This is a genomic window from Kribbella sp. CA-293567 (genome assembly GCF_027627575.1).
Lineage (GTDB): Bacteria > Actinomycetota > Actinomycetes > Propionibacteriales > Kribbellaceae > Kribbella.
The window spans coordinates 3,706,218-3,719,472 of sequence record NZ_CP114065.1; the positions used below are offsets into that span (position 1 = coordinate 3,706,218).

Consider the following 13,255-nt stretch of genomic DNA (forward strand, 5'->3'; position numbering starts at 1 on the left):
GTGCTTCGGAATGTGCCTAGGGGAGGGGAATCGGACAATGCTGTCTCGAACTAGGAAGTACGGCGCCATGCTGGCCGCCGGGGTGGTGATCGCTTCGATGCTGGGGGCAACGCCCGCCGCGGTCGCGGCGAAGGAGCCCAAGGATCTTGGCTACGGCGACAAGGTGCTGTTGCAGAAGGCACGGACCAAAGGCCAGAAAACGGTCACGCTGCTGGTCGCGGCGGACCGGGGGAAGAGCAACCAGGTTGCCGCGAGCCTCAAGAAGCTCGGCGGCACCGTTGAAGCGCGCACCGACTCGGTGGGTTACCTGCGGGTGAAGATCAGCATCGACAAGGCGCAGGACGTCGCGAACGTCGCGGGCGTGACCACGGCTGACGTCGACGATCTGATCCAGCTCGACGATCCACGGCCGCAAGGCAGCGAGGATCCCATCCCGCAACAGGCGCCGAACGCGTCGACCGAGCGGGCCAACCCGTACCTGCCGACGCAGGACACGGGCGCGGCACAGTTCGTCAACACCAACCCGACCTGGGACGGCCGCGGTACCACGATCGGCATTCTCGACAGTGGCATCGACTTGAGTCACCCGGCGCTGAACACGACCTCGACCGGCGAGCGCAAGATCGTCGACTGGGTCACCTACACCGACTCGGCCTTCACCGGCGGCGTCAACAACGACAACGACCCGACCTGGCTGTCGATGACCGAGTCGGTCGACGGGGCGACCGTCGGTCTGCCCGGCCAGCCCGTCCGGACCGCCACGTTCAACGAGCGCGACCCGCGGCTCGGCGGCGAGCTCGGGAACGACGTCAACCGCGACGGCAACCCGGCCGGGTCGTCCGGGCTCTTCCCGGTCGCGTGGAACAAGGACACCAGCACCGTCTGGGTGGACACGAACCAGAACGGCACCTTCGCCGACGACCAGGCGATGACCGACTACAAGGTCAAGTACGACACGGGCGTGTTCGGCACCGACAACCCGGCGACTCCGGTCAACGAGTCGGTGCCGTTCGTCGTACAGACCGAGCCGGCCGACAATGCGGTCAACATCGGCATCGTCTCCGGTGCGCACGGTTCGAACGTCGCCGGCATCGCCGCGGGCAACAACATCTTCGGCGGGAGCGCCGACGGCGCCGCGCCGGGCGCGAAGCTGGTGTCCGTCCGGGTCTGCCTGTTCGTCGCCGGCTGCACCAACCACGCGCTGCTCGAAGGAATGATCTACGCGGTCACCGTCGCGCGCGTCGACGTGATCAACATGTCGATCGGCGGTCTGCCCGCGCTGAACGACGGCAACAACGCCCGCGCGGTGTTGTACAACCGGCTGATCAACGACTACGGCGTCCAGATGTTCATCTCTGCCGGCAACAACGGCCCCGGGATGAACACGGTCGGCGACCCGTCCGTGGCGACCCAGGTCGTCAGCGTGGGCTCGTACATCAACAAGGACACCTGGATGTCGAACTACGGGTCGCGGACCGGCCAGTACGACAACATGCACGCGTTCTCCTCCCGTGGTCCGGCCGAGGACGGCGGCTTCAAGCCCCAGATCGTCGCAGCGGGCGCCGCGGTCTCGGCCGTACCGACCTGGCAGAACGGTCAGCCGGTGGCCGGAACGTACGTGCTGCCGCCGGGGCTGGGCATGTTCAACGGAACCTCGATGGCCTCACCGCAGATGGCGGGCGCCGGTGCGTTGCTGCTGAGCGCCGCGAAGGCCAGGGGGATCACCGTAACGCCGGCCCAGTTGCGCAAGGCGCTGCTGTCGACGGCACGGTTCATGCCGGAGTACGGCGCCTACGAGCAGGGCAACGGTCTGGCCAGGGTCAGCGCCGCCTGGGACGACCTGAGGAAGAGTCCGCGAACCGACACCATCACCGCTTCGGTTCCGGTCAACACGGCGCTGTCGAGTTTCCTCGCCACGCCTGGTGTGGGCACGGGCATCAACGACCGTGAGGGCGTCACGCAGGGCGTCCAGTACACCCGCACGTACACCTTGCGGCGCACGTCCGGCCCAGCCGGACCGGTCAACTACAAGCTGTCCTGGAAGGGACAGGGAAGCATGTTCCAGGCGGCGGACAACGTCACGCTGCCGCTCAACACGGACGTCACGTTGCCGGTCGTCGTCAAGCCCACGAACGCCGGAGCACACTCGGCGATCCTGAACTTCGACGATCCCAGCTCGCCCGGTATCGAGTTCCAGACACTGAACACATTCGTCGTGCCGTACAGCCTGACGCAGGCAGCGGCCTCCAAGACGATCACCGGCAAGATCAACCGCAACCAGTTCCAGAGCTACTTCTTCCACGTCCCCGCCGGGGCGCCGGCCTTCAAGGTCGACCTGACGGGTCCGAACGGCTCGCCCGGTGACGGCCAGGCGCGTTTCCTGCGGTTCCACCCGTACGGCACGGCCAGCGAGGGCACCGTCAACAGCCTCTACTGCTACAACCCGCCAGTACCGGGTGGGACTTGCCAGGGCGATCCGGCCAGCCGCACGGTGGCCAACCCCCAGGCGGGTGTGTGGGAGATCGCGGTGGAGGCACGGCGTACGTCGGACCGCACCCAAACTCCCTTCGTCCTGACGGCGACGGTGCTCGGCGCGTCGGTGTCCCCGAACCCGGATGTCATCGCGTCGGCCACGCTGGGAACGCCGCTGAACCGCTCGTACACGGCGACGAACTCGTTCGGGCCGTTCGTCGGGCGGGCGGTGGGAACCGCGCTGGGTAGCGCGAAGATCGCCAGGCCGACGATCGCGGATGGAGCACAACAGCAGTTCATGATCCAGGTACCGGCCGGTACGACGTCGCTGCGCGCCACGATCGGCAATGCGAGCGACCTGGCCGCGGACCTCGACCTGGTCGTCTACAACTGCACGTCCGGAAGCTGTGTCCTGGCAGCACAGAGCGCGGGCGGCAGCGCGGAGGAAACAGTCACGGTGAACAACCCGGCGGCAGGAACGTGGATCGCGCTCGTCGACTCGTTCGCGGTACCGGCGGGATCTACGGCGTACGACTACCGTGACGTGATCAGCAGCCCGGCCTACGGCTCCGTTGCCGTCGCAGACGCCAACGCCTCCCGAGCCGCGGGCGCGCAATGGACCGTCCCAGCCACCGTGACCGCCAACACTGCACCCGGAGCGGGCCGAGTCCTGCTGGGAGCAGTCGAGGTCCGCACGGACTCCAGCATTCTGATCGGAAAGGGAGATGTCATAGTCCAGTCAGTGAACTGACCCCAAACCCTGACCGAAGGAGGGCACCCAACCCGGGTGCCCTCCCCGGCCAGGCCGATACGGCGGTGGTGGCCCCGGAAAATCCGCGGTACATGGGGTACGCGGTCCATGGGCGGTGGCAGAAGGTCGAGGAGTTGCTCGATCTGGAAGATGTTGCTGCGGGCTACATCACGAGGTTCGGCGGTCGCGGGAGCCGGCGCAGGTTTATCTCCGTGAGGATCTTGTCTCAACTGCAACATGTCGGTGGATTGGGCAGTTGTTCGATCCGCAGCATCGACGAGGCACGACGGATGTACTTCTTGAGGCCGATGACGGTGCAGCAGGCACGCAGATCACCTTGCGCAGTTGAGAGATCGGTTGGTGGCGGCTGATCTGGTGATGGTCGAGCATCCAGCGCGCTGGATGCTCGACGGGATCCGGCGAGAGCAGCGCGATGCAGCCGAGGTGAGAAGCGTTCTACCGGGGCTGCCTTCGGGCAGTTGCGTCAGGAAGCGATGCTGAACCGTGACGAGGTGGGTAGGCGGTGTGTCGAGGGGCTCGCCGGAACTGGGGCAAACAAAAAGCCGCTGACCTCTGGTCTGCGGCTTTGTCTGTGTCCGAGGGGGGACTTGAACCCCCACGTCCCGTAAAGGACACTAGCACCTCAAGCTAGCGCGTCTGCCATTCCGCCACCCGGACGAGTGGTCTGCCGCACTGTGGTGCGTTGTGCGGCGCCGACTGGTGAACCTTAGCAAACCCTGCGGGTGAATTTCACATCGGGCCCTGGCAGGGTGGGGGTATGACTTTTTCGAGCCCGGATGACCGGTCGTCGTACAGCCCTGATGCCGAGGTGGTGGAGCTGTGTAGTGAGCTGATCCGGTTCGACACCACGAACTACGGGAACGGGAAGAGCAACGGGGAGCGGGACGCGGCGGAGTACGTTGCGGCGAAGCTGGACGAGGTGGGAATCGGGTCGACGATCTACGAGTCGGAGCCGGGGCGGGCGTCGTTGGTGGCGCACTGGGAGGGGGAGGATCCGGACGCGGATCCGTTGCTGGTGCACGGGCATCTGGATGTGGTGCCGGCCGATCCGAAGGACTGGAAGGTGGATCCGTTCGGGGGTGAGATCTTCGACGGGTGCGTGTGGGGGCGTGGCGCGGTCGACATGAAGGACTTCGACGCGATGGTGTTGTCGGTGGTGCGGGCGCGGCAGCGGGCCGGGGCGAAGCCGCGGCGGCCGGTGCGGCTGGTGTTCACCGCCGATGAGGAAGCCGGCGGCGTGTACGGCGCGCAGTGGCTGATCAACAACCACCCGGAGCTGATCGCGGACTGCACCGAGGGGATCGGTGAGGTCGGTGGGTTCTCGCTGACGATGAAGGACGATCTGCGGCTCTACCTGATCGAGACGGCCGAGAAGGGCATCAACTGGATGCGCCTGAAGGCTCGCGGTACGGCGGGGCACGGGTCGATGGTCAACCACGACAACGCGGTCACCAATCTGGTCGAGGCGGTCAACCGGATCGGGAACCACGAGTGGCCGCTGCGGTTGACGCCGACGGTCAAGGAGTTCCTGGCGACGCTGGAGGACGTGCTCGGTACGGAACTGGATCCCGAGGACATGACCGAGACGCTGGCCAAGCTGGGCAGCTTCAGCCGGATGTTCGGGGCAACCATCCGCAACACGGCCAACCCGACGATGCTGAACGCCGGCTACAAGGTCAACGTCATCCCGGGGGACGCCGAGGCGCACATCGACGGGCGGTTCCTGCCGGGGTACGAGGAGGAGTTCTTCGCCACCATCGACGAGTTGCTCGGCGACAAGGTGACGCGGGAGACGGTGATCGAGGACATCGCGCTGGAGACCAGCTACGACGGGCGCCTGGTCGAGACGATGAAGGCGGTGCTGCTGGCCGAGGACCCGCAGAGCCGTACCGCGCCGCTGCTGATGTCGGGCGGGACGGATGCGAAGTCCTGGTCTCGGCTCGGGGTCCGGTGTTTCGGGTTCGTGCCGCTGCAGCTGCCGCCGGATCTGGACTTCATGGGGATGTTCCACGGGATCGACGAGCGGGTGCCGACCGCGTCGCTCGAGTTCGGGTCCCGGGTCCTCGACCGGTTCTTCACCGACGCCTGAGCGCCCAGGCCGGTCAGAGCTTGAAGCCACCTGAGACTTCGAGGTTCTGGCCGGTCACCCAGGCGCTGTCGCCGGAGAGCAGGACGGCGATCATCCTGCCGATGTCATCGGGCTCGCCGATCCGGCCGAGGGCGGTGCGGGACGCCAGCGGTTCGATCAGTTCCGGGTACTTCGCGAAGGCGTCGCCGCCGAGCCGCGTCCGAGTCGGACCGGGCGCGACCGAGTTGACCCGGATGCCGCGCGGTGCGAGCTCCTTGGCGAGGTAGCGGGTCAGGACCAGGACACCGCCCTTCATCGTCGCGTACGCCGAGAAGCCGGCCTCGACGCCGACGTCGAGGGCGGAATGGCTGGTGGTGTTGACGATCGCCCCGCCGTCGGCGATCAGCGGGAGCAGCGTCTGGGTGAGAAAGTACGGGCCCTTCAGCAGCACGCGCATCAGTTCGTCGAAGAACTCTTCGGTGGTGTCCTGGAAGGCGGCGCCGCCACCGAAGCCGGCGTTGTTGACCAGGAAGTCGAGCGACTCGGCCTCCCAGTTGGCTCGGAGGGCGTCGGCCACGGAACTGCGGAAGCCGGGGAAAGTGCTGCTGTCACCGACCGAGAGTGGTAGCGCGACGGCCTTGCCGCCGAGCTTCTCGATCTGCACGATCGTCTCGTCGGCGCCGTCCTTGTTCTTGTCGTAGGTCAGGATCACGCCGCTGCCCCGGCGGGCCAGCTCGATTGCTGCGCTCCGGCCGATCCCTGAACTGGCTCCGGTAATCAGTGCTGTTGTCATGTGTTGCAGTCAACCGATCCGCGCTGCGTGACGGTAGACCAGTCGTCTCACATCATTGCCTGATCCTCTCAGGTCGTACTGATTTGAGGTGGAGGGCATCACGTAGCTGGGGGAGCAGCGCCACCAGTCGTCCAGGTGGCGTGGCGGCAGTGACCATGCTCAAGGTGAGGCGGTAGCGAAATGGCGCCGGTACCAACTGCTCGCCCGGTGCCAGTTCGTGGGAGAGAGCGCTGCGGGGGATCAGGGCGAGTTGGGAGCGGCGGCGGGCCATTGCGACGGTGGTGGCGAGGGTTACGCCGCGGCGGGCCCGGGCGCCCAGGGCGATCAGGCGGGCGCGGATCTCGTCGGCGCCGCGATCGTAGGTGGAGAAGGGGAGATCGCGCTCTCTGAGCGGCTGGCGGCCGGTGCCGGGTAGGGCCACGCCACGCGGTACGAAGAGGACCAGTTCGTCGCGTCCTACCGGGCGGGCGACAGTACCGCGGGGGAGCACCATCTGGTCGGCGATCGCGATGAAGGCGGCGTCGATGGTGCCCTCGGCAACCATCGTGGCGAGTTGCCGGCCGTGGTCGACGTGCTGCTCCAGCGGGAGGTCGGCCAGTTCAGCGTCCAGTACCGGGAACAGGATCGGTGCGAGGCTGGCGAAGGTGCCGACGGCCAGGTGCTGCCCCGCAGCGGCGGCACGGGTGGCGTCGTACACCTCGTCGAGGTGGCCGAGGATGTGTTCGGCACGGCGGGCGAGCTCCTGCCCGGCTGGAGTGGCGCGGGCTCCGCGGGTGTCGCGGAGGAAGAGTTGGGTGCCGCAGGCCCGTTCGAGGCGGGCGAGTCGCTGGGACGCGGACGGCTGGGAGACGCGCAGTTCCCGCGCGGCCGTGCCGACCGAGCCGGTGCGGTTGATCGCCCGGACCAGTCGCAGGTCCTCGACCGAAGGTGATGAAGCCATAGGGGCAGCCTATGACTGCTGCCCAGCCGCCAACGGCTACCCGTCGCGGCGTGGATGGCCGACGATCGGTTGGGTGACGGCACGTCGGGATGCGGTGTTCCTGTTGGCAGGCGGTGGGTTCGCGGATCTCGCATTCCGCATCGCCCAGATCGCGCTCCCTCTGGTCGTGCTCCAGGAGACCGGATCAGTGGCAGCGACCGGGCTGGCGGGTGGCGCTGCCGGCGTACCGGTGTTGCTGTCGCCGTGGTGGGCTCGGCGGGCGCGGCAGTGGGTCGACACGGGCAGTCGCCTGGCAATGGTCGCGGCGGTGCAGGCGGTGGCGTTGGCGATGGTTCCAGCAGCGGCCGCGCTCGGGCAGCTGCACGTCGAATTGCTGATCCTCAGCGGCCTTCTGCTGGGGTGCGGAGACGCGTTGTCGAATGCCGGAAGGAGCGCTCTCTTGGCCGATACCGGTGACCGCTGGGGACCTGACAAGGCTGTGGTGCTGCTGACCTGGCAGGACGGGTTCAGGCGTCTTGGCATGGTCGTGGGTCCGCCGATCGGGGCACTCGCGGTCGCGGGCGGCCTGACCAACACGCTGTTGTGGATCGAGGCAGCCACGGTCCTCGGCGCGGGCTTGCTCGCAGTCGGCGTGGTGGGAGAGCGATCCCAGCACCCGGACTCGGCGATGCCGTCGATCCGGGGCAGCTTGGTGGGGCGGCCGGATGTCCTCTACGGCTGGATCGCCCGAGGGACGGGCTGCCTGACCTGGTTCGCCTTCACCCTCGGTCTCTCGGTCGTCGGTGCCGAGCGAGGACAACCCGGTGTCTACCTGGCAGCCGGCATGTCCGGGTACGGCGTGGGCTCGGTCGTCGGCACCTTCTTGACCCTCGCAGTGATCAAACGCATCGCGCCGGTGCCCTGCGCAGCGCTCTCCTGGGCCGTGCTCGGCCTCTGCTGGACCGGGATGGGCCTCTGGACGACTCCGGTCGCCATCGCGGGGCTGGCGTGCCTGGCCGGTCTCACAGTGGCGCTCGGGATCGCTGCGATCTCCATGCTCATCACCAGGTCGTCCGCGGGGCCCGAGCGGCGGGCGCTGCTGTCAGGGCAGTCGGTGGTCGTCAACGCGAGCAGTTCCGCCGGAATGCTGATCGGTGGCCCGCTGATCGCGGCAGCCGGCGCTGAGAACACTCTGGTCGGCGCTGGAGTCCTGACCACCGTCGTTGCGCTGGGCGTCCTGGTACGCCGAAATCAGGCTGTGCGGGACAACGCTCGCCGCGCTACCGCGGAGCAGGTCCGACAAGATGGTGCCGTCGTTCGGCCGCATGGATGAGGGGGTCGTCCGAAGGCGCACCTGCCCGGCGCTTCGATCAGAGCGTTCGCATGACCTTGATGATGCGCCGGCGGAGCCAGACCCGGCGGGTGCCGTCGGGGTAGCGCCTGAGCCGGGCGAGCTCCCAGCCGCCGTACTCCGCGTGCTCGGTGAGCAGCCTGCGCACCGCCCCGCGGGTCTCGGTTCTGGACACCTCGAACTGCTGCAACTCGTATTCGGCCATCGGCACCTCCGAATCCTCCGGAACAATTCCTACCTCACGAAACATCCTCCAGCGCCGCCACGATGGCCGGCGGGAGAGTGAGTTCCTCCACACCCAGGACCGACTTCAGTTGCATCGCCGTCCGGGCCCCGACGATCGCCGCGGTCACCCCGGGCCGGTCCCTGACCCAGGTGAGCGCCACCTCGAGCGGGGTCCAGCCCAGCCCGTCAGCGGCCCGGGCGACCGCTTCCACGATGCCCGAACCTCGCCCGTCGAGATAGGGGTCGACGAATCTGGACAGATGCTGAGACGCCGCGCGCGAGTCCGCCGGGATACCGGTGCGGTACTTCCCGGTCAGTACACCGCGACCGAGCGGCGACCAGGCCAGTACGCCGATCCCGAGACCGCCGGCCGCGCGGATGGCATCCGCCTCGGCGTCGCGGGCGAGCAGCGAGTACTCCACCTGGTTCGACACCGGTACGGCGCGCCCCGGCCACGCCTGCTGCCAGGTGACCGCCCGGGCCGACTTCCAGCCGGCGTAGTTCGAGACGCCGACGTAGCGGACCTTGCCGGAGCTCACCGCGTGGTCGAGCGCCGACAGCGTCTCCTCGAGCGGTACGTCGTCGGACCACGTGTGCAACTGCCACAGATCGATGTAGTCGACATTGAGCCGGCGCAGCGACCCCTCCAGGTCGCGCAGCAGAGCGCCCCGGGAGGTGTCGGTGATCCGCTCGCCACGCCGCACGCTGAACCCGGCCTTGGTGGCGATGACCAGGTCGTCGCGGTCGACCACGTCGCCGAGCAGCGACCCGATCAGCCGCTCACTGTCACCGTCGCCGTACGCCGCGGCGGTGTCGACCAGGGTGCCACCGGCGGCCACGAAAGCGGCGAGTTGCTCACGTGCTTCGTGCTCGTCGGTGTCGCGGCCCCAGGACATCGTCCCCAGGCCGAGTCTGCTCACCGTGAGACCGCTGTGACCGAGATAGCGTTGCTGCATGGACCGAGCCTATTGCGGGTCGGCGGGAACGGCTCGTTAGGCTCGCCTGTCATGCGACTCGGACTCAACATCGGCTTCGTCTTCGGTGGCGACGACCACCTCGATCATCTGAGGCTGGTGAAGGAGGCCGAGGCACTCGGTTTCTCGGTCACCTGGGCCGCGGAGGCGTACGGCTCGGACGCCGCCACGCTGCTCACCTGGATCGCGGCGCAGACCTCGACCATCGACGTCGGCGCCGCGGTGTTCCAGATCCCGGCCCGGACGCCGGCGATGACCGCGATGACCGCGGCCACCCTGGACCGGCTCTCCAACGGCCGGTTCCGGCTCGGGCTGGGCGTCTCGGGCCCGCAGGTGTCCGAGGGGTGGCACGGCGTCCGCTTCGGCAAGCCGCTGGCCCGCACCCGCGAGTACGTTGCCATCGTGAACTCGGCGATGCGCCGGGAGACCGTCGCGTTCGAGGGGGAGCACTTCACCCTGCCGCTGCCCGACGGACCCGGCAAGCCGCTCAAGCTGTCGATCCGCCCGGTCCGCGACCACGTGCCGGTCTACCTGGCCGCCGTCGGACCCAAGAACCTCGAGCTGGCCGGCGAGATCGCCGACGGCTGGCTCGGCATCCTCAACGACCCCTCGTATCTGGGAGAGCAGTTGAACCACATCAAGGCGGGCCGCGCGGCCCGTCAGCCCGAGCTCGGCTCCGGGGCGGACCTGGACGGTTTCGACGTGGTGGCGTCGGTACCGGTCGTGACCGGGGACGACCTGGAGGCGGCCGCGGACCCGATCCGCGGCTACACCGCCCTCTACATCGGCGGGATGGGCAGCCGGGAGAAGAACTTCTACAACGCTCTCGCGGTCCGGATGGGCTACGAGAAGGAGGCCAAGGAGATCCAGGACCTGTACCTGGCCAAGAAGCACCGGGAGGCGATGGCCGCCGTCCCGCGGGGCTTCATCGACTCGATCTCGCTGCTCGGCGGCAAGGAGCGGATGGCCGACAAGCTCACCGCGTACGCCGAGGCCGGGGCGACGACGGTCGCCCTGACCCCGTTCGAGCCGACCGTGGAGGCGCGGATCGCGACCCTGCGCACGGTCGCCGAGGCCCTCGAGCTCGCCGGGATCGGTGACTGAGCCCCGATGACGATTTGGGACGCCATCATCCTCGGCATCGTCGAGGGTCTGACCGAATTCCTGCCCGTGTCCAGCACGGGGCACCTGACCATCACCTCCAAGCTGCTCGGCCAGAAGATCGACGACCCGGCGGTCACCGCGTTCACCGCGGTGATCCAGTTCGGCGCGATCGCGGCCGTGGTGCTCTACATGTGGAAGGACATCAGCCGGTACGCCGTGGCCTGGTTCCGCGGCCTGCGCCACCCCGAGCACCGCGGTGAGTTCGACCACCGGATGGGCTGGTTCGTGATCGTCGGCTCGCTGCCGATCTGCCTGGTCGGCTTCCTGGCCAGGGACATCATCTCCGGCCCGCTGCGCAGCATGTGGTGGGTCGCGGGCTCGCTGATCGTCTGGTCGTTCTTCATGGTGGCGGCCGAGAAGCTGGGCAGCAAGGCCCGGCCGCTGACCCGGATCACCCTCATCGACGCGATCGTGATGGGCCTGATCCAGTGCCTCGCGCTGATCCCCGGCGTGTCCCGCTCCGGCGCGACCATCACGGCCGGCCTGTTCCGCGGCCTCGACCGGGTCGCCTCCACCAAGATGGCGTTCCTGCTCGGCATCCCGGCCCTGGTCGGCGCCGCGGTGTTCCAGCTGAAGGACGCCCTCAGCGGCGACATCGGCTGGGCGCCGGTCCTGGTCGGCACGGTGGTCAGCTTCATCGTCGGCTACGCCTCGGTGGCCTGGCTGATCCGCTTCGTCGCCAAGCACTCCACCTCGATCTTCGCGCTGTACCGCGTGCTGCTCGGCGTGGTCATCCTGATCCTGCTGGCCACCAGCACAATCACCGCGACCTGAGCGCGGCACGACGCAGTACCGGGCTCGCCTGTGGAGGCGAGCCCGGTACCGGACTTTACTTGCAGTAGCCGGCGCGGATCTCGGGGCTCAGGGCCTTGCCGGTCGCCATGGTGTCGGCGGTCGCCCAGATGTCGTCCGGCCAGCGGCTGTTCTTCATCTCGAGCAGTACCTTCCACGACCTGCTGCTCTGCATCGCGGTCACAGCGTCCCGTACGCCGGCGGTGTCACCAGCCGACTTCGCCTTCTCCCACTCCTTGATCCAGGAGCAGCTGACCGCGCCGGTCACCTTCGCGCCGAGTTCGTTGCGGTCCGACAGCCCGCTCCTCTTCAGTTGTGCCGGGTCGAACCGGGCCGGAACCTTGATGTCGGCCAGCATCTCGTCGACCACCCGCCCGGTGTCGGTCGCGCGGATCGCCGAGGCGGGCAGGGCGTCGAGCCAGGTGTTCACGTCGACCGGCTTCAGCGCGGCCAGGAGACTGCGGTAGGCCTGCTCGGAGCCGCCGACCGCGGTGATGTCCAGGAAGTTCACTCCCCGCACCGGCAGGACGGTGGAATAGCTCGAGTAGGCGACCTTGACGCCCTTGGTGACGAACAGCTTGCCGCTCTGCCCGAGCAACTCGATCGGTTGCTCGGTGGTGTCCTTGCTGTGACCCGTCGTGAACCCGGCGTATTCCTTGGCCGGACGCCAGTGCACGGTCAGCGACTCGTTGCCGTTGCCGATCTGCAGCTCGCCGGCTTCCTTGGTGAACTGGCCGATCGCGATCACCTTCCAGCCGGGCTTGTCGAGCAGGAGCCGGGGATTGGCCTCGGCGACCGCCACCACTTCGGCCGCGTACGCCGCCGGGGGCGCGGCCGGGTTGCCGTCGGGGAAGAGGGCCCCGCTGATGCCGATACCGGCCACGATCGCGGCAGCGGCCGCGGCGGCGAGGATGCCACGCCGGCGCTTGGGCCGCTGCGGCAGCGGGGTGGGAGCAGTGGGTGCTACGGACGTGGATGCGGTCATGATGTCCTTCAACAGGTCGGACTCGGCTCCGGCCACCGGCAGTTGCCGGACGGTGTCGGCGCCGAACGGGTTCGCCTGCGCGATCAGGCGGTCGAGCTCCTGGTCGTTCATCGCTCCTCCTGAACTGATTGCGCTTGCTGGTCTTCCCGTTCATGTCCGCGATCCTCGAAAGCGTCTCCGAGCAACTTCCGCAGTCTGGCCCGGGCCCGGTGCAGCCTGGTCCGGACGGTCCGGGCCGGTACGCCGAGGACCAGGGCCGCCTCGCTCGGCTCCAGCCCCTCCCAGGTGGTCAGCATGATCAGCTCCCGATCGTCGTCGCCGAGCTTCGCGATCGCGGCTCGCAGTACGGTGCCGGACTCGGTCGCGTCGGCGGGATCCGGGACCACCTGGACGAGTTCGTGGCGCAGCCGTTCGCCGAGTCGCTCCCGGCGTACTCCGCCACGTCGCTGGTTGGCGAGGACCCGGCGGGCGACGCCGTACAGCCAGAGTTTGGCGGTTCCGTCGGACGGGACCTCGCCGAGCCGGCGCCAGGCGACCAGCATGGTGTCGCCGACGACGTCCGCCGCGTCGTCCGGCGATCCGCAGCGGCGCAGGGCGTAGCCGAGCAGTTCGCGCACGTGACTCTCGAAGAGTGTGCGGAACCTTTCCTCGTCATCGCCCTGGACCGCGCGCAGCGCCGGTTTTGGGATAGTGGTCATACCTGGCCCATGTCCACCAGGATGCGGGGCGTTACAGGTCAA

The 13,255-nt window shown here is 68.3% G+C and carries 11 protein-coding genes and 1 tRNA gene; 5 read left to right on the forward strand and 7 right to left on the reverse strand.

Translation table 11 applies throughout. The features are described 5' to 3' along the window. Window positions 1-37 precede the first annotated feature (37 nt). Window positions 38-3,223 (forward strand): S8 family serine peptidase, encoded by a 3,186-nt coding sequence (locus OX958_RS17020; protein ID WP_270138823.1) that lies wholly within the window; start codon window positions 38-40, stop codon window positions 3,221-3,223. 593 nt (window positions 3,224-3,816) lie between these two features. Here the strand turns inward: OX958_RS17020 and OX958_RS17025 are convergent. Continuing rightward, window positions 3,817-3,901, reverse strand: a tRNA-Leu gene (locus OX958_RS17025). A 100-nt stretch (window positions 3,902-4,001) separates the two neighbouring features. Here OX958_RS17025 and OX958_RS17030 point away from each other — a divergent pair. After that, window positions 4,002-5,333, forward strand: coding sequence for a M20/M25/M40 family metallo-hydrolase (locus OX958_RS17030; RefSeq protein WP_270138825.1), 1,332 nt, complete (start codon window positions 4,002-4,004; stop codon window positions 5,331-5,333). A gap of 13 nt (window positions 5,334-5,346) precedes the next feature. Here OX958_RS17030 and OX958_RS17035 read toward each other — a convergent pair whose 3' ends face one another. Both OX958_RS17035 and OX958_RS17040 read right to left on the reverse strand, forming a co-directional pair. Then, window positions 5,347-6,105 carry an SDR family NAD(P)-dependent oxidoreductase gene (locus OX958_RS17035; RefSeq protein WP_270138827.1) on the reverse strand — a complete coding sequence of 253 codons (759 nt, stop codon included), beginning with the start codon at window positions 6,103-6,105 and terminating at the stop codon, window positions 5,347-5,349. A gap of 52 nt (window positions 6,106-6,157) precedes the next feature. Beyond that, window positions 6,158-7,045, reverse strand: a complete 888-nt coding sequence (locus tag OX958_RS17040; protein WP_270138829.1) for a LysR family transcriptional regulator — start codon at window positions 7,043-7,045, stop codon at window positions 6,158-6,160. Between the two features lie 73 nt (window positions 7,046-7,118). Here OX958_RS17040 and OX958_RS17045 point away from each other — a divergent pair, with 73 nt between their 5' ends. Beyond that, window positions 7,119-8,357, forward strand: coding sequence for an MFS transporter (locus OX958_RS17045; RefSeq protein WP_270138831.1), 1,239 nt, complete (start codon window positions 7,119-7,121; stop codon window positions 8,355-8,357). 37 nt (window positions 8,358-8,394) lie between these two features. Here the strand turns inward: OX958_RS17045 and OX958_RS17050 are convergent, their stop codons facing one another. Both OX958_RS17050 and OX958_RS17055 read right to left on the reverse strand, forming a co-directional pair. Further along, the gene (locus OX958_RS17050) at window positions 8,395-8,580 is read right to left on the reverse strand and encodes a DUF5703 family protein (protein ID WP_185445878.1); all 186 of its coding nucleotides are present in this window, start codon (window positions 8,578-8,580) and stop codon (window positions 8,395-8,397) included. Window positions 8,581-8,614: 34 nt separating this feature from the next. Then, complete coding sequence (locus OX958_RS17055; protein ID WP_270138833.1) at window positions 8,615-9,556, reverse strand: aldo/keto reductase; 942 nt, start codon at window positions 9,554-9,556, stop codon at window positions 8,615-8,617. Window positions 9,557-9,607: 51 nt separating this feature from the next. Between OX958_RS17055 and OX958_RS17060 the strand changes: the two genes are divergently transcribed. After that, window positions 9,608-10,678 carry an LLM class F420-dependent oxidoreductase gene (locus OX958_RS17060; protein WP_270138835.1) on the forward strand — a complete coding sequence of 357 codons (1,071 nt, stop codon included), beginning with the start codon at window positions 9,608-9,610 and terminating at the stop codon, window positions 10,676-10,678. 6 nt (window positions 10,679-10,684) lie between these two features. After that, the gene (locus tag OX958_RS17065) at window positions 10,685-11,512 is read left to right on the forward strand and encodes an undecaprenyl-diphosphate phosphatase (RefSeq protein WP_270138837.1); all 828 of its coding nucleotides are present in this window, start codon (window positions 10,685-10,687) and stop codon (window positions 11,510-11,512) included. A 55-nt stretch (window positions 11,513-11,567) separates the two neighbouring features. Here the strand turns inward: OX958_RS17065 and OX958_RS17070 are convergent, their stop codons facing one another. Continuing rightward, a complete protein-coding gene (locus OX958_RS17070) occupies window positions 11,568-12,626 on the reverse strand; it encodes a hypothetical protein (RefSeq protein ID WP_270138839.1) in 1,059 nt (352 codons plus the stop codon). After that, the gene (locus tag OX958_RS17075) at window positions 12,623-13,213 is read right to left on the reverse strand and encodes an RNA polymerase sigma factor (RefSeq protein ID WP_270138840.1); all 591 of its coding nucleotides are present in this window, start codon (window positions 13,211-13,213) and stop codon (window positions 12,623-12,625) included. The genes OX958_RS17070 and OX958_RS17075 overlap by 4 nt, the downstream gene beginning before the upstream one ends. Between the last annotated feature and the right edge of the window lie 42 nt (window positions 13,214-13,255).

What these genes read in the sequence shown, in the direction of transcription:
- OX958_RS17020 (WP_270138823.1), top strand. Translation starts at nt 38, where the DNA reads ATGCTGTCTCGAACTAGGAAGTACGGCGCCATGCTGGCCGCCGGGGTG.
- OX958_RS17060 (WP_270138835.1), top strand. Translation starts at nt 9,608, where the DNA reads ATGCGACTCGGACTCAACATCGGCTTCGTCTTCGGTGGCGACGACCAC.
- OX958_RS17030 (WP_270138825.1), top strand. Translation starts at nt 4,002, where the DNA reads ATGACTTTTTCGAGCCCGGATGACCGGTCGTCGTACAGCCCTGATGCC.
- OX958_RS17075 (WP_270138840.1), bottom strand. Translation starts at nt 13,213, where the DNA reads ATGACCACTATCCCAAAACCGGCGCTGCGCGCGGTCCAGGGCGATGAC.
- OX958_RS17040 (WP_270138829.1), bottom strand. Translation starts at nt 7,045, where the DNA reads ATGGCTTCATCACCTTCGGTCGAGGACCTGCGACTGGTCCGGGCGATC.
- OX958_RS17055 (WP_270138833.1), bottom strand. Translation starts at nt 9,556, where the DNA reads ATGCAGCAACGCTATCTCGGTCACAGCGGTCTCACGGTGAGCAGACTC.
- OX958_RS17065 (WP_270138837.1), top strand. Translation starts at nt 10,685, where the DNA reads ATGACGATTTGGGACGCCATCATCCTCGGCATCGTCGAGGGTCTGACC.
- OX958_RS17070 (WP_270138839.1), bottom strand. Translation starts at nt 12,626, where the DNA reads ATGAACGACCAGGAGCTCGACCGCCTGATCGCGCAGGCGAACCCGTTC.
- OX958_RS17050 (WP_185445878.1), bottom strand. Translation starts at nt 8,580, where the DNA reads ATGGCCGAATACGAGTTGCAGCAGTTCGAGGTGTCCAGAACCGAGACC.
- OX958_RS17035 (WP_270138827.1), bottom strand. Translation starts at nt 6,105, where the DNA reads ATGACAACAGCACTGATTACCGGAGCCAGTTCAGGGATCGGCCGGAGC.